The sequence below is a fragment of the Georgenia satyanarayanai genome, assembly GCF_009193135.1.
GTDB lineage: Bacteria > Actinomycetota > Actinomycetes > Actinomycetales > Actinomycetaceae > Oceanitalea > Oceanitalea satyanarayanai.
Map to the genome: position 1 here is coordinate 1 of NZ_VUKC01000013.1, position 22,610 is coordinate 22,610.

24 protein-coding genes are annotated in these 22,610 nt (G+C 73.4%); 20 read left to right on the forward strand and 4 right to left on the reverse strand.

The window, feature by feature from the left end; translation table 11 throughout:
- The first annotated feature begins 103 nt into the window (after window positions 1-103).
- The 12 genes from GD632_RS12575 (at window position 104) to GD632_RS12630 (ending at window position 12,762) form a co-directional block, all read left to right on the forward strand.
- On the forward strand, window positions 104-1,135 hold the full coding sequence (locus GD632_RS12575; protein ID WP_193311473.1) for a methyl-accepting chemotaxis protein: 1,032 nt from the start codon (window positions 104-106) through the stop codon (window positions 1,133-1,135).
- Window positions 1,136-1,301: 166 nt separating this feature from the next.
- Window positions 1,302-2,912 (forward strand): methyl-accepting chemotaxis protein, encoded by a 1,611-nt coding sequence (locus GD632_RS12580; protein ID WP_152192561.1) that lies wholly within the window; start codon window positions 1,302-1,304, stop codon window positions 2,910-2,912.
- Window positions 2,913-3,069: 157 nt separating this feature from the next.
- On the forward strand, window positions 3,070-5,286 hold the full coding sequence (locus tag GD632_RS12585) for a chemotaxis protein CheA (RefSeq protein WP_226924853.1): 2,217 nt from the start codon (window positions 3,070-3,072) through the stop codon (window positions 5,284-5,286).
- Window positions 5,286-5,702, forward strand: a complete 417-nt coding sequence (locus GD632_RS12590; RefSeq protein WP_152192563.1) for a chemotaxis protein CheW — start codon at window positions 5,286-5,288, stop codon at window positions 5,700-5,702. The genes GD632_RS12585 and GD632_RS12590 overlap by 1 nt, the downstream gene beginning before the upstream one ends.
- A gap of 29 nt (window positions 5,703-5,731) precedes the next feature.
- Window positions 5,732-7,408, forward strand: a complete 1,677-nt coding sequence (locus tag GD632_RS12595; protein WP_152192564.1) for a methyl-accepting chemotaxis protein — start codon at window positions 5,732-5,734, stop codon at window positions 7,406-7,408.
- 10 nt (window positions 7,409-7,418) lie between these two features.
- Entirely contained in the window at window positions 7,419-9,056 is a 1,638-nt protein-coding gene (locus GD632_RS12600) for a methyl-accepting chemotaxis protein (RefSeq protein ID WP_152192565.1), read from the forward strand.
- Window positions 9,057-9,137: 81 nt separating this feature from the next.
- Entirely contained in the window at window positions 9,138-10,247 is a 1,110-nt protein-coding gene (gene cheB, locus GD632_RS12605; RefSeq protein WP_152192566.1) for a chemotaxis-specific protein-glutamate methyltransferase CheB, read from the forward strand.
- Entirely contained in the window at window positions 10,244-11,065 is an 822-nt protein-coding gene (locus GD632_RS12610; RefSeq protein ID WP_152192567.1) for a CheR family methyltransferase, read from the forward strand. Before cheB ends, GD632_RS12610 begins: the two co-directional genes overlap by 4 nt.
- Window positions 11,062-11,445 carry a response regulator gene (locus GD632_RS12615; protein ID WP_152192568.1) on the forward strand — a complete coding sequence of 128 codons (384 nt, stop codon included), beginning with the start codon at window positions 11,062-11,064 and terminating at the stop codon, window positions 11,443-11,445. Before GD632_RS12610 ends, GD632_RS12615 begins: the two co-directional genes overlap by 4 nt.
- On the forward strand, window positions 11,442-11,915 hold the full coding sequence (locus GD632_RS12620; protein ID WP_152192569.1) for a chemotaxis protein CheX: 474 nt from the start codon (window positions 11,442-11,444) through the stop codon (window positions 11,913-11,915). Before GD632_RS12615 ends, GD632_RS12620 begins: the two co-directional genes overlap by 4 nt.
- Window positions 11,916-11,917: 2 nt before the next feature.
- On the forward strand, window positions 11,918-12,280 hold the full coding sequence (locus GD632_RS12625) for a response regulator (RefSeq protein WP_152192620.1): 363 nt from the start codon (window positions 11,918-11,920) through the stop codon (window positions 12,278-12,280).
- Window positions 12,277-12,762, forward strand: coding sequence for a hypothetical protein (locus GD632_RS12630; RefSeq protein WP_152192570.1), 486 nt, complete (start codon window positions 12,277-12,279; stop codon window positions 12,760-12,762). The genes GD632_RS12625 and GD632_RS12630 overlap by 4 nt, the downstream gene beginning before the upstream one ends.
- Here GD632_RS12630 and GD632_RS12635 read toward each other — a convergent pair.
- Complete coding sequence (locus GD632_RS12635; protein ID WP_226924854.1) at window positions 12,759-13,571, reverse strand: SGNH/GDSL hydrolase family protein; 813 nt, start codon at window positions 13,569-13,571, stop codon at window positions 12,759-12,761. The two genes, GD632_RS12630 and GD632_RS12635, sit on opposite strands and share 4 nt — an antisense overlap.
- Window positions 13,572-13,638: 67 nt before the next feature.
- On the reverse strand, window positions 13,639-14,310 hold the full coding sequence (locus GD632_RS12640) for a uracil-DNA glycosylase (RefSeq protein ID WP_152192571.1): 672 nt from the start codon (window positions 14,308-14,310) through the stop codon (window positions 13,639-13,641).
- Between the two features lie 119 nt (window positions 14,311-14,429).
- On the opposite strand from GD632_RS12640, the gene GD632_RS12645 reads away from it, so the two are divergent.
- From GD632_RS12645 to GD632_RS12665, 5 genes are all read left to right on the forward strand, one after another.
- Window positions 14,430-14,711: a DUF3263 domain-containing protein gene (locus GD632_RS12645; RefSeq protein WP_152192572.1), complete on the forward strand. Its 282-nt coding sequence runs from the start codon at window positions 14,430-14,432 to the stop codon at window positions 14,709-14,711.
- A gap of 44 nt (window positions 14,712-14,755) precedes the next feature.
- On the forward strand, window positions 14,756-15,376 hold the full coding sequence (locus GD632_RS12650) for a LytR C-terminal domain-containing protein (RefSeq protein ID WP_152192573.1): 621 nt from the start codon (window positions 14,756-14,758) through the stop codon (window positions 15,374-15,376).
- Window positions 15,377-15,694: 318 nt separating this feature from the next.
- A complete protein-coding gene (gene groL / locus GD632_RS12655) occupies window positions 15,695-17,323 on the forward strand; it encodes a chaperonin GroEL (protein WP_152192574.1) in 1,629 nt (542 codons plus the stop codon).
- 179 nt (window positions 17,324-17,502) lie between these two features.
- Window positions 17,503-18,183 (forward strand): MgtC/SapB family protein, encoded by a 681-nt coding sequence (locus tag GD632_RS12660; RefSeq protein WP_152192575.1) that lies wholly within the window; start codon window positions 17,503-17,505, stop codon window positions 18,181-18,183.
- Window positions 18,184-18,185: 2 nt separating this feature from the next.
- Window positions 18,186-19,064, forward strand: coding sequence for a DUF4031 domain-containing protein (locus GD632_RS12665; protein ID WP_152192576.1), 879 nt, complete (start codon window positions 18,186-18,188; stop codon window positions 19,062-19,064).
- 56 nt (window positions 19,065-19,120) lie between these two features.
- Here the strand turns inward: GD632_RS12665 and GD632_RS12670 are convergent, their stop codons facing one another.
- Both GD632_RS12670 and GD632_RS16465 read right to left on the reverse strand, forming a co-directional pair.
- Window positions 19,121-19,411 (reverse strand): WXG100 family type VII secretion target, encoded by a 291-nt coding sequence (locus GD632_RS12670; RefSeq protein WP_152192577.1) that lies wholly within the window; start codon window positions 19,409-19,411, stop codon window positions 19,121-19,123.
- Window positions 19,412-19,464: 53 nt separating this feature from the next.
- Window positions 19,465-20,556, reverse strand: coding sequence for an HD domain-containing protein (locus GD632_RS16465; RefSeq protein ID WP_193311474.1), 1,092 nt, complete (start codon window positions 20,554-20,556; stop codon window positions 19,465-19,467).
- Between the two features lie 105 nt (window positions 20,557-20,661).
- Between GD632_RS16465 and GD632_RS12680 the strand changes: the two genes are divergently transcribed.
- Genes GD632_RS12680 through moaA form a run of 3 tightly spaced genes read left to right on the forward strand, consistent with a single transcriptional unit; the run spans window position 20,662 to window position 22,585 of the window.
- Window positions 20,662-21,138 (forward strand): MogA/MoaB family molybdenum cofactor biosynthesis protein, encoded by a 477-nt coding sequence (locus GD632_RS12680; protein WP_152192578.1) that lies wholly within the window; start codon window positions 20,662-20,664, stop codon window positions 21,136-21,138.
- Window positions 21,138-21,566 carry a molybdenum cofactor biosynthesis protein MoaE gene (locus GD632_RS12685; RefSeq protein WP_152192579.1) on the forward strand — a complete coding sequence of 143 codons (429 nt, stop codon included), beginning with the start codon at window positions 21,138-21,140 and terminating at the stop codon, window positions 21,564-21,566. The genes GD632_RS12680 and GD632_RS12685 overlap by 1 nt, the downstream gene beginning before the upstream one ends.
- A complete protein-coding gene (moaA, locus tag GD632_RS12690; RefSeq protein ID WP_152192580.1) occupies window positions 21,563-22,585 on the forward strand; it encodes a GTP 3',8-cyclase MoaA in 1,023 nt (340 codons plus the stop codon). Before GD632_RS12685 ends, moaA begins: the two co-directional genes overlap by 4 nt.
- Window positions 22,586-22,610 lie beyond the last annotated feature (25 nt).

The window sequence follows — 22,610 nt, forward strand, 5'->3', positions numbered from 1 at the left end:
CCCCCCCCCGCCGCCCCCCCCGCGCCCCCCCGCCCCGTCGCCCCCCGGGGGGGGGGGGCCCCCCCCCCCCCCGGCCGCCGCGGGGGAGGACCTCTCCGACGCGATGGCGACGTCCCAGTCCGTCAGCCTCGCCGTCGCACTCGTCGGCCTGACCCTCGTGCTCGGGATCAGCTGGCTCACCCAGCGCTCGGTGACCCGTCCCGTGAGCCGGATGCGCACGGCGCTCCAGGCGATGGCGGCCGGGGACCTGACCGTGCGCGCGGACGTCGACAGCGCCGACGAGGTCGGCCAGATGGCGCAGGCACTGGACACCGCACAGACGAACCTCCGGGCACTCGTCGGTGAGGTCTCCGGGACGGCGCAGGCGGTGGCCGCGGCCGCGGAGGAGCTGTCGGCCGGCGGGAGCCAGCTCGGCTCGACGTCGGAGGAGACCTCGACGCAGGCGAGTGTGGTGGCAACCGCCGCCGGGCAGGTGTCGAGCAACGTGCAGACGGTCGCGGCCGGGGCAGAGCAGATGGGAGCCTCCATCCGGGAGATCGCGCAGAGCTCGAACGACGCGGCCCGGGTCGCCCACCAGGCGACCGGGGTGGCGGCGGCCACGAACGAGACGGTGGCCAAGCTGGGAGTGAGCTCCCAGGAGATCGGGGACGTCGTCAAGGTCATCACGTCGATCGCCGAGCAGACCAACCTGCTGGCGCTCAACGCCACGATCGAGGCCGCGCGCGCCGGCGAGGCCGGCAAGGGCTTCGCGGTGGTGGCCGGGGAGGTCAAGGACCTCGCGCAGGAGACCGCCAAGGCCACCGAGGACATCGCCCGTCGCGTGGCGGCGATCCAGGTCGACACCGCGGGCGCGGTGGACGCGATCGGGGAGATCTCGCGCATCGTGGGCCAGATCAACGACTACCAGCTGACCATCGCCTCGGCGGTGGAGGAGCAGACGGCGACGACCAACGAGATGGCGCGCAGCGTGACCGAGGCCGCGACCGGGTCGCAGGAGATCGCGTCGAACATCACGGGGGTGGCCACCGCCGCGGCCTCGACCACCGAGGTGCTCGGCCAGCTCAACGGAGCGGCCGACGAGCTGGCCCGGATGTCTGCCGACCTGCAGGCCCGCGTCGCGCAGTTCACCCACTGAGCCCTCGACGGACGTCTCACAACGCCGGCGTCACTGCCGACGAGTGGGGTGTGCGCAGGATGCGCACGGCCGTCCTGCGTCCCCGCGGACTGCCCGACGCGGTGGGGTGGACCCACGGAGCGCCGGTGCCCGCTGCAGGACGACCACCGACCCACAAGGAAGACCGATGTCGGCAGAACCTCTCGCCAGTGCCCCCTCCCGCCGTTCGCTCCGCGATGTCTCTGTCCGGGTGAAGATCGCCGCCACCGTGGGTGTCGTCGCGCTCGTCGCCCTCGTCATCGGGGTGGTCGGCATCATCGAGGTCCGCGGCCTCGCACGGGACCAGGAGGACATGTTCAACCAGCGCGTCACCCCGATCGTCGAGCTGGCCGAAGCCCAGGAAGTGTTCTACGGAGCACGCCTCCGCGCGAACGCCCTGCCGGTGCGCCCGGCGGCAGAGCTCGACGCCTACCTCGCCGACGTCGACGACCGCGAGACGGAGGTCGTCGCGATCCTCGAGGACTACCGTGAGCACGCCACGAACGAAGCAGCGCTCGACTCCCTCGTCGCCGCGGTCCAGGGCTGGCACGAGGAGGTCCGGGGGCCGTGGGCGGATGTGGTCCGCTCGGGCGACCTCGAGGCCATGGAGGCGTACTACAACGAGACGCTCGCCGCCGTCGGTCAGGAGGCTGCTGAGATCCTCACGGCGGGCATCGACAACCAGGTGCGGTCCGCCACGGCGGACTTCGAGACGGCGAAGGCCGAGGCCGCGAGCACGCAGGTGCTCCTCATCGTTGTCCTGCTCGTCGGGCTCGCTGTCGGCATCGTCGTCGCTCTCGTCGTCATCCGGCAGATCATGCGGACCGTCGAGACCGTGCGGGCCGCCGTCGAGGCGCTCGGCAACGGTGACCTCACCGCGGAGCCCCAGGTGACCAGCAGGGACGAGCTCGGCCTGATGGCCGAGCACCTGGGGCGCTCGATGCGCCAGCTGCGCGGGACGGTCGGCGCGGTCAACGAGGCCGCCGTGACGATCGCCTCCGGTGCGGAGGAGCTCGCTGCCTCGACCACGCAGGTCGTCGCCGCGAGCGAGGAGACCTCCGCCCAGTCCGGTGTCGTCGCCTCCGCCGCCGAGCAGGTCAGCCAGAACGTCCAGACCGTGGCGGCGGGCGCCGAGCAGATGGGCGCCTCGATCCGTGAGATCGCCCAGAGCTCCAGCGAGGCGGCGGCCGTGGCCGCCCGCGCCACCACGCAGGCGGCCGTGACGAACGAGACGGTGCAGAAGCTCGGCGCCTCGTCGATCGAGATCGGCAACGTCATCAAGGTCATCACGACCATCGCCGAGCAGACCAACCTCCTTGCCCTCAACGCGACCATCGAGGCCGCTCGCGCCGGGGAGGCCGGCAAGGGCTTCGCCGTCGTCGCCAGCGAGGTCAAGGACCTCGCCCAGGAGACCGCCCGGGCCACCGACGACATCGCCCGCCGCATCGAGGCGATCCAGCAGGACACCGAGGGGGCCGTCGGCGCCATCGGGGAGATCACCGAGATCATCGGGCAGATCAACGACTACCAGATGACGATCGCCTCGGCCGTCGAGGAGCAGACCGCGACGACCAACGAGATGTCGCGCAGCGTGACCGAGGCGGCGACCGGGTCGACCGAGATCGCGGGCAACATCACGGGGATCGCCTCCGCCGCGGCGGACAACAGCGCGACGATGACCCAGATGAGCAGCGCCGTCGCGGAGCTCGCGGGCATCTCCGAGGGCCTGCGCGCCCAGGTGTCCCAGTTCCGCGTCTGAGCCACCACTCCGCCACGGGCGGGTCCGCCACCGGCGGGCCCGCCCGTGGTGTGTTCACCCCGACGTCTCACAAACACCGCGCGGGCACCGATGAGCAGGGAGTGCGCAGGAAGCGCACAGACCGACACGGATGCATGGAGGTCCGCCGGTGGATGGCATGGATGAGATCGTCCACGAGTTCCTCGTCGAGAGCTACGAGAACCTCGACCAGCTCGATCAGGACCTCGTCGCGCTCGAGAGCGCCCCGACCTCGCGCGAGCTGCTGAGCAGCATCTTCCGCACGGTCCACACGATCAAGGGAACGAGCGGCTTCCTCGGCTACTCGAACCTCGAGAGGGTCTCCCACACCGGGGAGAGCCTCCTCGCCGAGCTTCGTGACGGCGCCCGCCGGATGGACCAGGCGACCACCGACGTGCTCCTCGCGCTCGTCGACACCCTCCGCGCGATCCTCGCCTCCATCGAGGCCGGCCGCGGCGACGACCACGACGTCGAGCCCACGATCGCGCGCATCGTCGCCGTCCAGGAGGGCGCGGTCCCGCCGGAGCCCGCCGCCGTCCCCGAGTCGGCGCCGAGCCCCGAGCCGGAGCCGGCCGCCGAGCCCGCTCCCGAGCCGGCTCGCAAGGTCATCGGCAAGCGCCGCGCCACCGAGGCGCCCGCCGCCCCCACCCCTGCGGCTCCGGTCGCCGAGCAGCCCGAGCCCGAGCACCACCGCAACGCGGCCGAGAGCTCCATCCGCGTTGACGTCGAGCTGCTCGACAGCCTCATGCGCCAGGTCGGTGAGCTCGTCCTCGTCCGCAACCAGTTCGACCGCCTGTCCGACCGCGGGGAGGACGCCGAGCTCGCCCGCTCCGCGCAACGCCTGAGCCTCATCGCCACCGAGCTGCAGGAGGGCGTCATGAAGACGCGCATGCAGCCCATCGAGCACGTGTGGAACAAGATGCCGCGCGTCGTGCGCGACCTCGCCTCCATGCTCGGTCGCAAGGTCTCGCTGTCGATGCTCGGCGGGGAGACCGAGCTCGACCGCTCCCTCCTCGAGGCCGTCAAGGACCCGCTCACCCACCTCGTGCGCAACGCCGTGGACCACGGCATCGAGGCGCCCGCCGAGCGCGTCGCGGCCGGCAAGCCCGAGCAGGGCCAGGTCACCCTGCGCGCCTACCACGCCGGTGGGCAGGTCATCGTCGAGATCGCCGACGACGGCCACGGGATCGACCCCGACGCCGTCGCGGCCAGCGCCGTGAACAAGGGGCTGCGCACCGAGGAGCAGGTGCGGGCGATGACCCCGCAGGAGATCTACGAGCTGCTCTTCCTGCCCGGCTTCTCCACCGCGAAGGCGGTGACCAACGTGTCCGGCCGCGGCGTCGGCATGGACGTCGTGCGGACGAAGATCGAGGCGATCGGCGGGTCCGTCGACGTCGACTCCCAGCCCGGGGCCGGCACGACGTGGCGCCTGCGCATCCCGCTCACCCTGGCGATCATGCCGGCGCTCACCGTCACCTGCGGTGCCCGGACCTTCGCCATCGCCCAGACGAACCTCCTCGAGCTCGTCGCCGTCGACTCGAGCCAGCTCGAGTACGTCGGCACCGCCCCCGTCTACCGGTTGCGTGGCGCACTCCTGCCGCTCCTCTCGCTCGCCGAGGTGCTCGGCATGGAGCCGCAGCAGCAGGCCTCGCACACGATCGCCGTCCTCCAGGCCGATGAGCAGCGCTTCGGTCTGCTCGTGGACCGCGTCCTCAACAACGAGGAGATCGTCGTCAAGGCGCTGTCCTCACGGATCAAGCAGATCGGCCTCTACTCCGGTGCCACGGTGCTGGGTGACGGCGACATCGCCCTCATCCTCGACGTCCAGGCCATCGCCCGCCGCGCCCTCATCGGCGAGCTCGGCCAGCTCGTGCGCTCGAGCAGGGCGCCCGAGCTCCGCACGAGCGGCACGGAGCAGCAGCTGCTCGTCGTCGCCATCGGCGAGGACCGGCGCGTGGCCATCCCGCTCGCCGACGTCACCCGCCTCGAGCGGATGCCCGCGGACCGCCTCGAGCGCGTCGGCAGCCGGGAGGTCGTCCAGTACCGCGGCGACCTGCTGCCCGTCGCCCGTCTCGACCGGGTGCTCGGCGCCATGAGCTATGAGCAGCCCGAGGAGCTCCTCGTCATCGTGCTCACCTCCGGCGGCGTGACGGTCGCCGTCGTCGTCGGGGAGATCGTCGACATCGTCACCGACGACCCCGCCAGCCGCAGCGGGCTCGAGGACACCGGGCTCACCGGCTCGACCGTCATCAAGGACCGCGTCACCGAGCTCCTCGACGTCGGTGACCTGCTCCACGCGGTGGGCATCGCGCCCTTCGACACCTCCGCTCTCGACGAGGAACTGGTGAGGATCTGATGAGCACCCAGTACGTGACCTTCACCCTGGGGGACAACCTCTACGGCATCGGCGTCGGGCAGGTGCAGGAGGTGCTGCCGTACCGGGCCACCGCCAGCGTGCCGCTGGCGTCTGCGGAGGTCGCGGGCCTCGTCAACCTCCGGGGGCAGGTGGTCCTCGCCCTGGACCTGCGCACCCGCCTGAGCCTGCCGCCCCGCGAGTCGAGCGAGCCGATGATGGTCGTCGTCAAGCTCGGTGGGGAGCCCGTCTCGCTCCTCGTCGACGCGATCGGTGACGTCGCCGAGGTCGACGACGCCCAGTTCGAGGCCCCGCCCCAGACCCTCACCTCCGAGCTCCGCGAGGTAATCCGCGGCGCGTACAAGCTCGACGGCCGCCTCCTGCTCGCCCTCGACGTCGACGCCGTCACCGCGGCCTGACCCCGACCTCCCCACCCCTGGAGAACCCCATGGCCGTCCTCGCCCCCGAGCGGACGCGACCCGCACCGGCTCCGTCGCCGGTCCGGCCCTCCGCGGCACCCACCCCGTCCCGCAGGCGCCGCATCGGCGACGTCTCGCTGCGCACGAAGATCATCGGCAGCTCGCTCGGAGCGGCCGCGCTCGTCCTCGGCATGTCCGGCGTCGCCGTCTGGGGCACGCTCAGCGCCGCTGACTTCGCGACCGAGACCCTCGAGCGGGACGTCCGTTCCGAGCAGGTCATCGGACAGATGCGCGTGGCCTTCTCGCAGGCCCAGTTCCTCGGGGCGGCGAGCCTCCTCGTGGCCACCCCGCAGGAGGCCCAGTCCGTTCTGGAGGAGCGCGGTGCGCACCTCGCCGAGCTCACCGCCCTCGCCGAGGAGTACCGGGCGGAGCTCGCCCCGAACGCCGAGGCGGCCACCCTCGTGGCCGACGTCGAGACCGCGGTCGATGACTACCTCGCGGCGGCAGCCGCCACGGGTGAGCTCATCAGCAGCGGCAACGCCGCCGGCCCCGAGGTCGGTGAGCTGGTGGCCGAGATGGACGCGCAGGCCGCGCTCATCGCGGAGGACCTCACCGCCGTCGCCGGGATCCACGAGGCGACGGCCACGGAGGGGCTCGCGCAGATGGAGGCCACGGCGACGACGGCGATCGTCTCCGCCGTCCTGTGGTCGGTCGTCGGTGCCGTCGTCATGATCGGCGGCGGCATCCTCATCGGCCGCCGCGTCTCCCGCAACGCCCTCCGGCTCGTGCGGACGACGACGGCGATGGCGTCCGGCGACCTCACGACAACGACCGACGTCACCGACCGGGACGAGCTCGGCCAGGTCGCCGAGGCGCTCGACGCGGCGCAGCGCAACCTGCGCGAGCTCGTCGCCGAGGCCTCCGGGACGGCGCAGGCGGTCGCAGCGGCCGCGGAGCAGCTCTCGGCGAGCGGCGGCTCGCTGCGGGCCACGACCGAGGGGACCTCCACGCAGGCCGGCGTCGTCGCCGCCGCGGCGGAGCAGGTCTCCGGCAACGTCCGGACGGTCGCCGCGGGCGCGGACGAGATGGGCGCCTCCATCCGGGAGATCGCGCAGAACGCCGCCGAGGCCGCCGAGGTCGCCGCCCAGGCCACCGGGGTGGCCGAGACGACGAACGAGACGGTCGCCAAGCTCGGGACGTCATCCCGCGAGATCGGCGAGGTCGTCAAGGTCATCACCACCATCGCGGAGCAGACGAACCTCCTCGCGCTCAACGCGACCATCGAGGCCGCCCGGGCCGGTGAGGCGGGCAAGGGTTTCGCCGTCGTCGCGGGGGAGGTCAAGGAGCTCGCGCAGGAGACCGCGCGGGCCACCGAGGACATCGCCAGCCGCGTCGACGCGATCCAGGTCGACACGGCCGGGGCCGTCGCCGCCATCGCCGAGATCTCCCGCATCATCGGCGCGATCAACGACTACCAGCTGACGATCGCCTCCGCCGTCGAGGAGCAGAACGCGACGACCGACGAGATGTCGCGCAGCATCGCCGAGGCCGCCACCGGCTCGGGGGAGATTGCGGGCAACATCACCGCCGTCGCCAGCTCCAGCGCCGCGGCCGACGACACCCTCGTCCAGCTCACGGCCGCGGCCCAGGAGCTCGCGGGCATGTCGGCCAACCTCCAGAACCGCCTCGCGCAGTTCCGCTTCTGATCGGACCCCCATGCCCACCGCCCCCGTGTCTCCCGTGCGGCTGCGTCGCACCGGTGTCGCGACCCGGCTCTACGTCGCCTTCGGTGTCGTCGCGCTGTTCGTCCTCATCGCTGCCGGCATCGGCTTCGGTGCCGTCTCGCAGCAGCGCGAGCAGTCCGAGGAGCTCGCGCGCGCCCAGGCGCTCGCCCGGCTCGCCGAGGAGGCGCGCTTCCAGATCGCCGACGCGACGGGTTGGCAGGGGCTCTACCTCAGCGACGTGGCGGTGCTCGGCACCGACGTCGGCCTCGCCGCCGACTCCTACAACAGGGCGGGCATGGCCGAGACACGCCGCGACGTCGAGGCCTGGCTCGACGAGCTCGACACCGTGGACCTGAGCCCGGCGGAGGAAGAGATCTTCGCCAGGCTCCGCCCGGCGTGGGAGGACTTCTTCACCTGGGACGCCCAGGTGGTCGAGTGGCTCGCCCTCGACACGCAGGAGGGCCGTGAGACAGCGCTCGAGTCGATCAACGGAGGGGAGGCGGGCGAGTCGTACTTCACCGTCCTCACCATCGCCGACGAGGCGCAGGCACTCGCCGCCGAGGAGGTTGCCGCGGCTGAGACCGCCCAGGCCGACGGTCAGGCGACCGCGATCACGCGGCTGGTGATCACCGGTTCCCTCGGCACCGTCGTCGCCGCACTCTTCGCCGGCCGGACCACCCGCCTCCTGCTGCGCCGGATCACCCGCCTGCAGCACCTCGCCGAGCGGCTGCGCGCGGGGGACCTCACCGCGCGCAGCGAGCTCACGCGCACCGACGAGCTCGGCGACGTCGGTACCGCCCTCGACGAGGGGGTGGCCGCGGTCCGTGCCCTCGTCGGCGCGGTCGGAGACTCCGCGGACCGGGTCTCCGGGTCCACCGGGGAGCTGGAGGCGCGCACCCAGCGCGTGTCCGCCGAGGTCGCCCAGACCTCCGCCCAGAGCGCCGCCGCGGCGGCCGCCGCGGAGCAGGTCTCGGCCAGCGTGCAGACCGTCGCGGCCGGGGCGGAGCAGATGGGCGCCTCGATCCGCGAGATCGCCCGCACGGCGGAGGAGGCGGCCGCGGTCGCCTCCCGCGCCAGCACCGTGGCGCGGTCGACGAACGACACCGTGGCGAAGCTCGGCACCTCCTCCCAGGAGATCGGCGACGTCGTCAAGGTCATCACCTCGATCGCGGAGCAGACGAACCTCCTCGCGCTCAACGCGACCATCGAGGCCGCGCGGGCCGGTGAGGCGGGCAAGGGCTTCGCCGTCGTCGCGGGGGAGGTCAAAGAGCTCGCGCAGGAGACGGCGCGGGCCACCGAGGACATCGCCCGCCGGATCGAGACGATCCAGGGGGACGCGGGCGCCGCCGTCGGCGAGATCGACGAGATCACCCGCATCGTCGGGTCCATCAACGACCTCCAGCTCACCATCGCCTCCGCGGTGGAGGAGCAGACGGCGACGACGAACGAGATGAGCCGCGGGCTCTCCGAGGCCGCCACCGGCTCCGGCGAGATCGCCCAGAACGTCACCGTCCTCGCCTCGGCCGCCGAGACCCTCGACTCCGTCCTCGGCGGGATGAGCGCCGAGGTCGGCGACCTCACCGGGATGTCCACCGAACTGCGCGGCCGCGTCGCCCGGTTCGCCTACTGAGCGCCGACCCGCCGTGCACACCTGCCCAGACCGCGTCCCCGCCCCGGCGACGCTCCCGATGACCGGAAGGGGGAACCCCGCATGAGCGTGCGAGTCCTCGTCGTCGACGACTCCGTCGTCATCCGCCGCCTCGTCACCCAGGCGCTGGGCGCCGACCCCACGATCGAGGTCGTCGGCGTCGCCGCGAACGGCCGCCTGGCCCTCGGCAAGGTCGAGCAGCTGGCACCCGACCTCGTCACCATGGACATCGAGATGCCCGAGCTCGACGGCATCTCCACCGTCCGCGCGCTGCGGGCCGCAGGCCACCGGATGCCGGTCATCATGTTCTCCACGCTGACCGAGCGCGGGGCGGCCGCCACGCTGGAGGCGCTGTCGGCCGGCGCGACGGACTACGTCGCCAAGCCCTCCGGCGCCGGCGGCCTGCAGGAGGGCCTGCGGCGGGTGGCCGGGGAGCTGGTCCCCAAGATCCATGCTCTCGTCCCCGGTCGCCGCCGCGCCGAGCAGCTCGCCACGGCGCGGACGACGACGGCGTCGGCGCCGGCGCCGGCGCCCCCCACGCTCACCGGCCGCGGTCCCGTCCGGCTGCGCGCCCTCACGCCGCGGGCCGCGCCGGTGCGCGCCGTCGTCCTCGGGTCGTCCACGGGAGGCCCGGCCGCGCTGGCCGAGCTCGTCGGCGGCCTGGCGGAGGCACCGCCGGTGCCGGTGGCGATCGTCCAGCACATGCCCGCCGTCTTCACCCGTCAGCTCGCCGACCGGCTCGACCGGATCGGTCCCGCGACGGTCGTCGAGGCCACCGACGGTGAGGCACTGCTGCCGGGGCACGTGTACGTCGCCCCCGGTGGTCGCCACCTCCTCGTCGCGGGCGACCGGGGCGCCCTTCAGGCCCGGCTCGCCGACACCGCGCCCGTCAACTACAGCCGTCCCTCCGTGGACGTGCTGTTCCGCTCCGCCGTCGCCGCGCTGGGCGGGGAGCTGCTCGCCGTCGTCCTCACCGGGATGGGGGCGGACGGCGCGGCCGGGGCGGGCCAGGTCGCCGACGCCGGCGGCACCGTCCTCGTCCAGGACGAGACGACGTCCGTGGTGTGGGGGATGCCCGGTGCGACCGCCGCTGCCGGCAACGCCCACGCCGTCCTTCCACTACCGGAGATCGCCAGCGCCATGACTCGAGTCATCGGGGAGGCACGCCGATGAGCGTGTCAGCAGAGACATTCGGGTACGTCGCGGACCTCGTGCGCACCCACAGCGCGATCCAGCTCGCGCCGGGCAAGGAGTACCTCGTCGAGAGCCGGCTGCTGCCGCTCGCGCGGGAGAAGGGGCTGACCGGACCTGCGGCCGTGGACAGCTACGTGCGCGGCATGCGCCACGGCTCCGACCGCAGCGAGGTCACGCGCGTCGTCGAGGCCCTCACGACCAACGAGACCTCGTGGTTCCGGGACTCCTCGCCGTTCGCGGCGCTGCGTCAGCACATCGCCCCGGCAGCACGGGCGCAGACCACCGGGCCCCTGCGGATCTGGTCGGCGGCGTGCTCCACCGGCCAGGAGCCCTACAGCATCGCGATGACCCTGCTCGAGAGCGGCGAGCGTCGCTTCTCGGTGCTCGCGACGGACCTGTCGACGGCCGTCCTCGCCCAGGCGCAGAGCGGGCGCTACAGCCAGCTCGAGATGAACCGCGGCCTGCCCGCGGCGATGCTCGTGCGCTACTTCGAGCGGGCGGGTGCCGGCTGGGGCGTCAAGGACGAGCTCCGGCGCGCCATCACCTTCGCCCAGCACAACCTGCTCCAGCCACCCCCCGCCGGGGGGCCCTTCGACGTCGTCTTCCTCCGCAACGTGCTCATCTACTTCGACGCCGCCACCAAGCGGGACATCCTCTTCCGCATCCGCCGGGCCATGCGGCCCGGCGCCTTCCTCGTGCTCGGTGCCGCCGAGTCCATGGTGGGCATCGACGACGCGTGGGAGCGCGTCCCGACCGCTCAAGGTTCCGTCTACCGAGTGCCAGGAGGCACCCCATGAGAGCTCTTGTCATCGACGACTCGCGCGCGATGCGCCGGATCGTCTCCCGCCTGCTGCAGGACCTCGGCTACACCACCGACGAGGCGGGCGACGGTGAGGAGGCGCTGACCCTGCTCGAGGCCGACAGCGGCTACGACCTCGCCTGCGTCGACTGGAACATGCCGGTCATGGACGGCCTGACCTTCGTCTACGCCGTCCGCCAGCGGCGCGAGTGGCGCGGGATCACGCTCATGATGGTGACGACCGAGTCCGAGCACGGCCAGATCGTGCGGGCGCTCGCCGCCGGCGCCCACGAGTACCTCATCAAGCCGTTCACCCCCGACGCCCTCAGGGCCAAGCTCGAGATGCTCGGGCTCCTGCCCGTCGAGGAGAACGCATGAGCGCCACGATGGCCGACCACGTCGTCGCGATCGCGCAGGACATGTTCACCGCGATGATCGACGGCGAGCCGGGCCTGCTCACCGACCGGGCGGGTGACGTCGTCCTCGCCGCCCCCGTCCGCGCCTGGGTGGAGATCCAGGGCGAGCCCGCCGTGCGCACCGTCGTGGCCACCGGCCGCGAGACCGCCGACCGGATCGCCCGCGCCCTGCTCGCCCTCGGACCCGCCGAGCCCGTCACGGTCGAGGACCTGCGCGACGCCCTCGGGGAGGTCGCCAACGTCATCGGCGGCAACCTCAAGGGACTCATGGAGGGCACCGACGGGCTGAGCCTGCCCGTCGTCAGCCTCGACGACACCCAGCCGGGCGGTGACCTCGTGTGGGAGCGCGCGCTCCAGTGGCACGACGCGCCCCTCGTCATCTCCGCCTGGCACCCCGACACCACCACCGACGCAAAGGAGGACACGCAGTGAGCCTGCGAGTCATCGTCGCCGACGACAGCAAGGTCATGCGGCAGATCGTCATCCGCACCCTCCGGCAGGCCGGGTACGGCGACTGGGAGGTGACCGAGGCGAGCAACGGCGCCGAGGCGCTGGAGCTCGCGCTCGCCCAGCAGCCCGATCTCGTGCTGTCGGACTGGAACATGCCCGAGATGACCGGCATCGAGCTGCTCCGCGGGCTCAACGCCTCCGGGAGCGAGGTCCCGCTCGGGTTCGTCACCTCCGAGGGCTCCCCGCAGATGCGCGAGCTGGCCGAGAGCGAGGGCGCACTGTTCCTCATCGCCAAGCCGTTCACGCCGGACGCGTTCCGCTCGACCATCGACCCCCTCCTCGCATGAGCGCCACGACCCCGCTCCCCCCGCTCAAGGAGCTCCGTGACCTCCTCACCATGCTCGTGGGACGCGACTGTGAGATCGCCCTGGCCGAGGAGTCGGTGACGCCGGCGACCGAGCCGGGCGTCGTCGTCGGCGTGTACGTCACCGAGTTCCTCCGCGGTGAGGCGCTCGTGGCCGTGGACACGCACCTGGCCGCGGCCCTCGGCGGCGCGATCGCGCTCATCCCCGCGGGCGCGGCGCGCGCGTCTCTCGGCCCACTCCAGGAGACGCTGCTCGAGAACGTCACCGAGGTGCTCAACGTGACCTCGGCGCTGTTCAACGTCGGCGACGCCCCGCACCTGCGCCTGGAGTCGGTCCACGACTCCGGCGCCGGGCCGCTCCCCGCCGACGTCGCCACCTGGCTGCGCAGCTACGGCCCCCGCCTCGACACCACCGTCGACGTGCAGGGCTACGGCAGCGGCCTGCTGTCGGTGGTGCTGCGCTAGGCGGTCTCGACGGTGACCGGCTCCGGGTACTTCGCCCGGCGCAGGTCACCGGAGGACCGCCGGCGCAGGCGGCGCTGCACCCAGGGCAGGGCGTAGGCCTGCGCCCAGCGGGCGTTGCCGCGCCAGCGGTCGGCCCGCGCCTCGGGCGGCAGGGGCGCGAGCGGGTCGTCCCACGCGTCGAGGTCCGGGGCGAGCCCGAGACCCACCAGGGCCGCCTGCGCCACCCGCTCGTGACCCGCCGTCGAGAGGTGGATGCGGTCCTCGGCCCACATCCGCCAGTCCTGGACCGCGCGCATGCCCCACAGGTCGAGCACGTGCGCGCCGTGGCGGTGAGCGATCGACCACAGCCCGGTGTTGAAGACGGCCACCTTGGACCGGGTGAGGCGGATGACCGGTGCCCCCGCCGGGTCCGAACCGGTGACGAGGAGGACGTCCGCGCCCGCCGCCCGCAGCCCCGCGACGGCGTCCTCCAGTGACTGGAGGAGGGCGTCGACGTCCGCGCCCGGCCGGAGGATGTCGTTGCCGCCCCCGGTGACCGAGACGAGGTCCGGGCGCAGGTCACGCGCGGTCGGCAGCTGCTCACGGAGGATCTGCCGCAGCAGACGGCCGCGGACCGCGAGGTTCGCGTACTCCAGCGGCGGCTGGCCGGCCGCGGTGCGGCGACGCGAGAGTGCGCTCGCGAGGAGGTCGGCCCAGCCGCGGTGGCGGGCAGGGTCGGTGGGGTCGGGGTCGACCATGCCCTCGGTGAGGGAGTCCCCGATGGCGACGTAGCGGCCCCACGGCGGGGCGGTGGTGTCCGGCGTGCTCACGGGACGATCCTGCCACCGCCGGTGGAGGGGAGGGCTCCCGGTGAGGGGGTGGTGTGCCGGGCCGGTGTCAGGGAAGCGCCCAGCGGACCGGGCGACCCCCCTGCTCCTCGAGCAGCGCGTTGGCGCGGGAGAAGGGGCGGGAGCCGAAGAAGCCGCGCGACGCCGACAGGGGGCTCGGGTGCGCCGAGGCGACGACGGGGACGTCCCCGAGCAGCGGCCGCAGCGTCTGCGCCTGGTTGCCCCAGAGGATCGCGACGAGCGGTGCGTTCCGCGCGACGAGCGCGCGGATGGCGTGCTCGGTCACCTCCTCCCAGCCCTTGCCGCGGTGGGACGCGGGTTGTCCCGGCTGCACGGTGAGGACCCGGTTGAGGAGGAGGACGCCGTCGTCCGCCCATGGCGAGAGGTCACCCGTCGACGGCGGGTGGGCACCGACGTCGTCGGCCAGCTCCCGGAACACGTTGACCAGGCTGCGCGGGATCGGACGGACGTCGGGCTGGACGGAGAAGGACAGGCCCATCGGGTGGCCGGGGGTGGGGTAGGGGTCCTGGCCGACGACGATCACCCGGACGTCCGCGAAGGGCCGGGTGAAGGCGCGGAGCACGTCCGAGCCTGCCGGGAGATAGCCGCGCCCGGCGGAGACCTCCGCGCGGAGGAAGTCGCCCATGGCGTGGACCCGGTCCTCCACGGGCGCCAGCGCCCGGGCCCAGCCGGGGTCGAGGATGTCGGCGAGCGAGGTCACCCGGGAAGCCTAGCCGCGGTCTCCCGCGCCGCCACGCGGAGTAATGACATCGCTGTCATTCCCCCCTAGCATGGGGTGGTCGCGGCGCCGACACGACGCGCCGGGCAGGAGGAGGAGACATGGACACCGCTTACGCGCTGGGTCCGCAGGCCGCGCTCGGGGACACCGAGCGCGAGATCCTCGCCTTCGAGCGGCAGTGGTGGAAGTACGGCGGCGCCAAGGAGACGGCGATCCGCGACCTCTTCGGCATGAGCGCCACCCGCTACTACCAGGTGCTCAACTCCCTCATCGACACCGAGGCCGCCCTGGCGACCGACCCGATGCTCGTCAAGCGCCTTCGGCGGATGCGCGACGCGCGCCAGCGCGAGCGTTCGGGGCGCCGCCTCACCCCCTCGAGCTGAGCGTCGCGCCGCGGGGCGGGTGCGCTAACGGTTAGCCTGCTCGCGTGAGTCAGTATCCCGAGGACGAGTTCGACGTCGCCGGCCGTGACCGCGGCCCCCAGGGCGTGCACCGCGAGCCGCGGTCCCTCCTGCGTGCCCTGGCGCCCTTCCTCGCCGTCATCATCATCGTCCCGCTCCTCGCGTGGGGTGCCGTGAGCCTGCTCAACGGGGCCGACGACGACCCCGGCGCCGACCCCGCGCCGGTCGAGACCACCACTGCGCCCGCCGACCCTGAGCCCGCCGAGCCGACCGAGGACCCCGAGGGCGAGCCCACCGACGAGGAGCCGGCGGAGGAGGAGACGACACCGGAGGAGGAGACGACCGAGCCCGTGGACGAGCCCGTCCTCACGGCGTCGATCTCCGTGCTCAACGGCGCGGGGATCAACGGGCTGGCCGGGGACGTCGCCGCCGAGCTGGGGGAGGCCGGCTTCACGACGGTGGGCGCTGCCGACTACGGCTCCGGCTCCCCGGACGTCACGACCCTCTACTACCGCAACGCGGACCTCGCCGCGACGGCCGAGGCCATCGGTGAGCTCCTCGACATCGACAACCTCGTCGAGGCGCCGTCGGCCACGCAGAACGTCGAGATCGCCATCGTGCTGCGCGGGGACTTCGCCGCTCGTTGACCTGCGTTGAACCGGACATTGACCGTGAGGAGACTCACACCTAAGGTGGGGGCCGTCCCTCCACAACGCCGTGGGGATCGCCGGGCCGGCAGTCCACGCGACCGCCGGCCCGGCCTACCTCGTCCACCGGCTCCCGGTGCTTGCACTCTCGGGTGGAGAGTGCCAAGATCGAGTTAGCACTCTCGTGCTGAGAGTGACAACAGACTCGGGCCGCTCAGTGAGGTCTGCGAGCCGGCGGGACGTGACCGCCCGGCGCGCAGGCCGTCCGTCGCGGGCACTGGCCGACCCAGCCACGCTACAAGCGGAGGATCTATCCCCATGGCAAAGATGATTGCCTTTGACGAGGAGGCCCGTCGCGGTATGGAGCGCGGGCTCAACCAGCTCGCCGACACCGTGAAGGTCACGCTCGGCCCCAAGGGCCGCAACGTCGTCCTCGAGAAGAAGTGGGGCGCCCCCACGATCACCAACGACGGCGTGTCCATCGCCAAGGAGATCGAGCTCGAGGACCCCTACGAGAAGATCGGCGCCGAGCTGGTCAAGGAGGTCGCCAAGAAGACCGACGACGTCGCCGGTGACGGCACGACGACGGCGACCGTCCTCGCCCAGGCGCTCGTCCGCGAGGGCCTGCGCAACGTGGCCGCCGGTGCGAACCCCATCGCCCTGCGCCGTGGCATCGACAAGGCCGTCCAGGCCGTGACCGAGAAGCTCTTCGCCCAGGCGAAGCCGGTCGACTCCAAGGAGCAGATCGCCGCCACCGCCGCGATCTCCGCCGGTGACCAGGCGATCGGTGAGCTCATCGCCGAGGCCATCGACAAGGTGGGCGCCGAGGGCGTCATCACCGTCGAGGAGTCCCAGACCTTCGGCCTCGAGCTCGAGCTCACCGAGGGCATGCGCTTCGACAAGGGCTACATCTCGCCCTACTTCGTCACCGACGCCGAGCGCCAGGAGGCCGTCCTCGAGGACGCCTACGTCCTGCTCGTCGAGTCGAAGATCTCCAACGTCAAGGACCTGCTGCCCCTGCTGGAGAAGGTCATCCAGTCCGGCAAGCCGCTCGCGATCATCTCCGAGGACGTCGAGGGCGAGGCCCTGGCCACGCTCGTCGTCAACAAGATCCGCGGCACCTTCAAGTCCGTCGCCGTCAAGGCCCCGGGCTTCGGCGACCGCCGCAAGGCGATGCTCCAGGACATGGCGATCCTCACCGGTGGCCAGGTCATCTCCGAGACCGTCGGCCTCAAGCTCGAGACCGCCGACCTCGACCTCCTGGGCCAGGCCCGCAAGGTCGTCGTCACCAAGGACGAGACGACCATCGTCGAGGGCGCCGGCAACCCCGAGCAGATCGAGGGCCGCGTCGCGCAGATCCGCGCCGAGATCGAGAACTCCGACTCGGACTACGACCGCGAGAAGCTCCAGGAGCGCCTCGCCAAGCTCGCCGGCGGCGTCGCCGTCCTCAAGGCGGGCGCGGCCACCGAGGTCGAGCTCAAGGAGCGCAAGCACCGCATCGAGGACGCGGTGCGCAACGCCAAGGCCGCCCAGGAGGAGGGGATCGTCGCCGGTGGTGGCGTCGCCCTCATCCAGGCCGCTGCCGACGCGTTCGAGACCCTCGACCTCGAGGGTGACGAGGCGACCGGCGCGAACATCGTCAAGGTCGCGGCCGACGCCCCGCTCAAGCAGATCGCCATCAACGCCGGCCTCGAGGGCGGCGTCGTGGCGGAGAAGGTCCGCAACCTCCCCGCGGGCCAGGGCCTCAACGCCGCCTCCGGCGAGTACGAGGACCTGCTGGCCGCCGGCATCGCCGACCCGGTCAAGGTGACGCGCTCCGCGCTGGAGAACGCCGCCTCGATCGCGGGCCTGTTCCTCACCACCGAGGCCATCGTGGCCGACAAGCCCGAGAAGGCGTCCGCCGCTCCGGCCGGTGGCGACGACATGGGCGGCATGGGCGGGTTCTGACCCGACCCGGAGACTGACCGGCAGCGGCCGGTCCTCCAGCCCGGCCGAGGGGCGGCACCCGCACAGGGTGCCGCCCCTCGGCACGTGCGGGCGGGTCCCGCCGGCGAGTGCCTGCGGGGGCCGCCCCCGGCGAGGACAATCAGGGCCGTGGACAGCGACGGACGGGGAGGTGGGCGCCGATGTGGGAGCTGACGCCCGAGGTCGTCCGCGCGCTCCAGATGCTCGCCCTGACCTTCCTCCTGTCGGCCGTCGTCGGTGCCGAGCGGGAGTACCGGCACAAGGACGCCGGGCTGCGCACCCACGTCCTCGTCGGCGTCGGCTCGGCGCTCTTCACCGTCGTCTCCGCCTACGGGTTCCCCGAGCTCGCCGGTGACCGCCCCCAGGACCCCGGACGCATCGCCGCGCAGGTCGTCACCGGCATCGGGTTCCTCGGCGCGGGCGTCATCTTCACCCGCAGCTCCGTCGTCCACGGACTGACGACCGCCGCCACGATCTGGCTCGTCGCCGCCGTCGGGGTGGCCTGTGGAGCGGGCCTGCCGCTCGTCGCCGTCGCGGTGACAGTGGTCTACCTCCTCCTCATCCCCCTGCTCGGTGCGGCGACCGCGCGGATGCCGCGGGCAGGCGGGCCGGACGTCCTGCGGGTGCGCTACCGCGACGGTGAGGGCGTGCTGCGCTCGGTGCTCACCACGGCGACCGACCTGGGCTTCCGCGCGGCCGTGCTCGGGGTGTCGCCGGCCGAGGGGCGCACCGTGGAGGTGCGGGCCGAGTTCACCGGCAAGCTCGCCCGCCACGAGCTCGTCGCCGCCCTCGGATCCGTCGACGGCGTCGTCGAGGTCGCCGTCGAGGACGAGGGGCGGTAGTCGTGGTGATCCTCCTCGACAGCCCGCGGTGGCCCGCGCACGGGACCCTGTGGGCGCACCTCGTCTCCGACACGAGCCTCGCCGAGCTGCACGCCTTCGCCGCGCGCTGCGGCGTGCCCCGGCGTTCGTTCGACCTCGACCACTACGACGTCCCCGCCGCCCGCCACGCCGAGCTCGTGGCCGCCGGCGCGCGGCATGTCGAGGGCCGCGAGCTCGTTCGCCGCCTGCGGGCCAGCGGGCTGCGCGTGCGCCCCACCGAGCGGCCCGCCCGCACCGAGCTGGCCCGCCGCTGGGCCGGGCTGCTCCCGTCCCGCCCCGAGGTCGGGGAGGAGCTCGCCGTGCGCTGGAGCGAGCCGCACCGCGTGTACCACGGGGTGGACCACCTGCTCGACGTGCTCGACCGGCTCCGGCTCCTCGCCGACGGCGGCGAGCGTGTCGGCCGCGCCGTCGTGCTGGCGGCGTGGTGCCACGACGCCGTCCACGACGGTGCCACCCCCGCCGACGAGGAGGCCTCCGCCGCGCTCGCCGCCACGCTGCTCGGCCCCGTGGTCGGTGAGGGTGAGTCGGCCGAGGTAGCCCGCCTCGTCCGGGTGACCGCGACGCACGCCCCCGCGCCCGACGACGCACCCGGCCAGGTCCTGTGCGACGCCGACCTCGGGGTGCTCGGCGGCACGCCCGAGGCCTACGGCCGCTACGCCGCGCAGGTGCGCGCCGAGTACGGCCACGTGCCCGAGCCGGACTTCCGGCGCGGGCGCACGGCCGTGCTGACCCGCCTGCTCAGCCGCCCCCGCCTCTTCGCCACGCCCACCGGGGAGCGGCTGTGGGAGGCGGCCGCACGTCGCAACGTCGCGGCCGAGCTCGCCGGCCTCCGCGCGGGCTGAGCGTCCCCGGGGAGTGATCCGGCTGTCGGCGCGACGGGGGAGCGTTGGGAGCCGGTTCAGCGTGCGAAGAGGCCGTGCGCGCTCGTCTCGGCGTCCGCGTACGTGCGGGCCGCCAGGTCCAGCGCCTCGGTGATCTGGGCGAGCGACTGCTCGACCACCTGCTGGGTGGCCCGCCACTCCTGGGCCACCCCGGCGAAGCTCTCCGCGGCGGCGCCGCTCCACGTGCTCTGCAGGTCGAGCAGCTGCGTCATCATCCCCGCGACCTCCGCGTGGATGGTGCCGGCGCTGCTCCGGGCACGGGCGGCCGCCGCCTCGACCTCGACGCTGTCGACCTCGAACCGGGTCATGGTGATCTCCCTCCGTCGGCCCCACCCCGGTGGTGCGGCTCTCGAGGGCGACGCTAGGAGCGCGGCAGCTTCGGCGGCGGACGGAACAGCGCGCTTGGGGACGGCGCTTCCTCGTCCCGGCGCTGTGCGGCAGCACGCTCGCGCCGCTTGCGCCGCCGGCGCCGCAGCTCGAAGTCGGGCTCCCGCTCGATGCCCGAGAGGGCCCGGTCCTCGTCCTCCGGCTCGTCCGGCGTCACGGCCGTCCTGGACGCGGCCTCCGGGGTCGGCGCGGTGGCCGGCGCCGAGGCGGAGGGCTGGGCAGGGGCGGGCGGCCCCGCTGGTGGCGGCGCGGGTGGCGACGGCTCCGCCGGGCGAGTCGCGGCGGCCGGCGGGACCGGCGCGGCGGGGCCGCGGCTCGGCCAGACCGTCGCGGCTCCCGGGCGGGCGGTGCACTCCTCGGCAGGGTGCTCCGTGCCGCCGAGCTCGACGAGCCGGGCGCGCAGGTGGCTGAGCTCGGCGGTGAGGTTCTCCCGGGCGGGCTCCTCCCAGGACAGGCTGAAGGGGCTGACGAAGAGCCGTCGTCGCTGCAGCAGCTTGGTGAGGATCGCCAGGCGCGAGGCGACGTAGTCGGGCTCAGGGATGTGGGCGTACTCCTCGCGGATGGCGCGCTTGTAGGCGTAGTAGCGCTGCGGCTCCACCGCGAGCGTCGCGAGGTCCGCGTCGCACAGGGCGAGGGCGTCGACGTCGTGCTCGTCGGCGTCGTGCCGTGCGAGGGTCGAGATGAGCTCCTGGACGCGCTCGGTCACGGCGTCGGGGACACCCAGCTCGGCCAGCTGCTCCCGGGCGAGCGCGGCGCTCGCCACCTCGTCCTCCCCGCCGCGGCGGGCGTAGGCGACCTGGGCGGAGCTGTTGAAGACCGCGCCGTGGTACCAGGCCGCCAGGCGGACGACGTCGGGCACGTGCGTCTCCTCGGCGAGCTCGTCGACCCGGGCGAGGACGTCGATGAGGTGGCGGAGGTTGTGGAAACGGCGCTCCGGCTCCTGCCAGCGCTCCACGAGCTCACGCGCGGTGCGCTGGATCTGCTCGCGCGGGGCTGTCGCACCGACGGCGACAGCACTGCGCACGAACGCGGAGACGAGCCACTGTGGCGCGTCGGCGAGGCTCACCCGGCCCTCCCCTCATCGACTGGCCATCGTAGACCCGTCAGCGAGGCGCGTCAGCCGGGACGCCGGTACGGGTGCCGACGGAGGGTGATCACGTAGCCTGGCGGCATGCTGGACAACGTGCCCGCGGCGGTCCTCACCGTCTCCACCCGGTGCAGCCGGGGGGAGCGCGCGGACGAGTCCGGCCCCCTCGCGGTGCGGCTGCTGGCCGACCTGGGCTGTGCCGTCGCGCCCGCGCGTGTCGTCCCGGACGGGGAGGAACCGGTCCGCGAGGCCCTGCGCGCGGCGCTCGCCGACGGCGCCCGCGTCGTCCTCACCACCGGCGGCACGGGCGTGAGCCCCACCGACCGCACCCCCGAGGCCACCGGCCCCCTTCTCGAGCGCGAGCTCACCGGTGTCGCGGAGGCCGTGCGCCGTCACGGGACCGCCCCCGGCTCCGTCCTCAGCCGCGGGCTCGTCGGAACCGTGGGCGCCGCCGTCGTCGTCAACGCGCCGGGCAGCACGGGCGGCGTGACGGACACGGTCGCCGTCGTCGGCCCGCTCCTCGGCCACATCCTCGACCAGCTGGACGGCGGCGACCACTGATGGGTGAGGTCGTGCTCACCGCGCTGAGCGAGGAGCCCCTCGACCTGGCCACGCACCTCGCCGCCGTGTCCACCTCGGCCACGGGCGCCGTCGCCACCTTCACCGGGCAGGTCCGCGACCACAGCCCCGACGCCGCCGGGCCCGTCGTCCGGCTCGAGTACAGCGCCCACCCGGACGCTGCCCGCGCCCTCGAGGAGATCGCCGCCGAGGTCGTCGCCGCGCACGCCGACGTCCGGGTCGCCGTCAGCCACCGCGTCGGTGTCCTCGCCGTCGGGGACGTCGCCATCCTCGCGTGCGCCGCCAGCTCCCACCGCGACCTCGCCTTCACCGTGTGCCGCGAGATCGTCGAGCGGGTCAAGGAGCGCCTGCCGGTGTGGAAGAAGCAAGTCCTCGACGACGGCAGCCACACCTGGGTGGGGTCGGCATGAGCGTGTCGATCTCTCCCGGGCTGCGCCGGCCGCTCGTCGACCGCTTCGGCCGCGTCCACACCGACCTGCGCATCTCCCTCACCGACAAGTGCTCGCTGCGCTGCACGTACTGCATGCCGGCCGAGGGGGTGCCGTGGCTGCACCGCGACTCGATCCTCACCACCGACGAGCTCGTCCGGGTGGCCGAGGTCGCTGCCGCGCTCGGGATCGGCACGGTCCGGCTCACCGGAGGGGAACCGCTGCTGCGCCAGGACGTCGTCGACGTCGTCTCCCGGCTGGCGGGGGTCGCCGGACCCGACGGACCGCTCGAGCTGTCGATGACGACGAACGGGCTGCTGCTGCCCAAGCTCGCCCGGGCCCTGGCCGACGCCGGTCTGCGGCGCGTCAACATCAGCCTCGACACCCTCCGCGCCGAGCGCTTCCACGAGCTGACCCGGCGCGACCGCTACACCGACGTCCTCGACGGCATCGAGGCCGCCCGTGACGCCGGCCTGGCACCGATCAAGGTCAACACGGTCGCGATGCGCGACGTCAACGACGACGAGATCGTCGACCTCGTGCGCTTCGCCACCGAGCGCGACCTCGAGCTGCGTTTCATCGAGCAGATGCCGCTGGACGCCGGGCACGTGTGGTCACGCGTGCGGATGGTGAGCGGGGAGGAGATCCTCGACAAGCTCGCTACGGAGTTCACCCTCACCCCGCTGCCCGGACGGTCCTCCGCGCCCGCCGAGCGCTTCCTCGTCGACGACGGCCCCACGACCGTGGGCGTCATCCGCTCGGTGACCAAGCCCTTCTGCGGCACCTGCGACCGCGTGCGGATCACCGCCGACGGCCAGCTGCGCAACTGCCTGTTCTCCCGCGAGGAGTCCGACCTCCTCACCCCGCTGCGGGGCGGCGGCACCGATGACGACCTCGCGAGCGTGCTGCACCGCTGCATCGCCGGCAAGCTCCCCGGCCACGGGATCAACGACCCCGGCTTCCTCCAGCCGGACCGCCCCATGAGCGCCATCGGCGGCTGAGCCCGGCCCCCCACAACGTCGCAAT

Coding starts and splice junctions, on each gene's coding strand:
- GD632_RS12670 (WP_152192577.1), bottom strand. CDS start 19,411: ATGACCCGGTTCGAGGTCGACAGCGTCGAGGTCGAGGCGGCGGCCGCC.
- GD632_RS12610 (WP_152192567.1), top strand. CDS start 10,244: ATGAGCGTGTCAGCAGAGACATTCGGGTACGTCGCGGACCTCGTGCGC.
- groL (WP_152192574.1), top strand. CDS start 15,695: ATGGCAAAGATGATTGCCTTTGACGAGGAGGCCCGTCGCGGTATGGAG.
- GD632_RS12595 (WP_152192564.1), top strand. CDS start 5,732: ATGGCCGTCCTCGCCCCCGAGCGGACGCGACCCGCACCGGCTCCGTCG.
- cheB (WP_152192566.1), top strand. CDS start 9,138: ATGAGCGTGCGAGTCCTCGTCGTCGACGACTCCGTCGTCATCCGCCGC.
- GD632_RS12630 (WP_152192570.1), top strand. CDS start 12,277: ATGAGCGCCACGACCCCGCTCCCCCCGCTCAAGGAGCTCCGTGACCTC.
- GD632_RS12620 (WP_152192569.1), top strand. CDS start 11,442: ATGAGCGCCACGATGGCCGACCACGTCGTCGCGATCGCGCAGGACATG.
- GD632_RS12585 (WP_226924853.1), top strand. CDS start 3,070: ATGGATGAGATCGTCCACGAGTTCCTCGTCGAGAGCTACGAGAACCTC.
- GD632_RS12685 (WP_152192579.1), top strand. CDS start 21,138: ATGGGTGAGGTCGTGCTCACCGCGCTGAGCGAGGAGCCCCTCGACCTG.
- GD632_RS12660 (WP_152192575.1), top strand. CDS start 17,503: ATGTGGGAGCTGACGCCCGAGGTCGTCCGCGCGCTCCAGATGCTCGCC.
- GD632_RS12645 (WP_152192572.1), top strand. CDS start 14,430: ATGGACACCGCTTACGCGCTGGGTCCGCAGGCCGCGCTCGGGGACACC.
- GD632_RS12615 (WP_152192568.1), top strand. CDS start 11,062: ATGAGAGCTCTTGTCATCGACGACTCGCGCGCGATGCGCCGGATCGTC.
- GD632_RS12580 (WP_152192561.1), top strand. CDS start 1,302: ATGTCGGCAGAACCTCTCGCCAGTGCCCCCTCCCGCCGTTCGCTCCGC.
- moaA (WP_152192580.1), top strand. CDS start 21,563: ATGAGCGTGTCGATCTCTCCCGGGCTGCGCCGGCCGCTCGTCGACCGC.
- GD632_RS12575 (WP_193311473.1), top strand. CDS start 104: ATGGCGACGTCCCAGTCCGTCAGCCTCGCCGTCGCACTCGTCGGCCTG.
- GD632_RS12680 (WP_152192578.1), top strand. CDS start 20,662: ATGCTGGACAACGTGCCCGCGGCGGTCCTCACCGTCTCCACCCGGTGC.
- GD632_RS12590 (WP_152192563.1), top strand. CDS start 5,286: ATGAGCACCCAGTACGTGACCTTCACCCTGGGGGACAACCTCTACGGC.
- GD632_RS12600 (WP_152192565.1), top strand. CDS start 7,419: ATGCCCACCGCCCCCGTGTCTCCCGTGCGGCTGCGTCGCACCGGTGTC.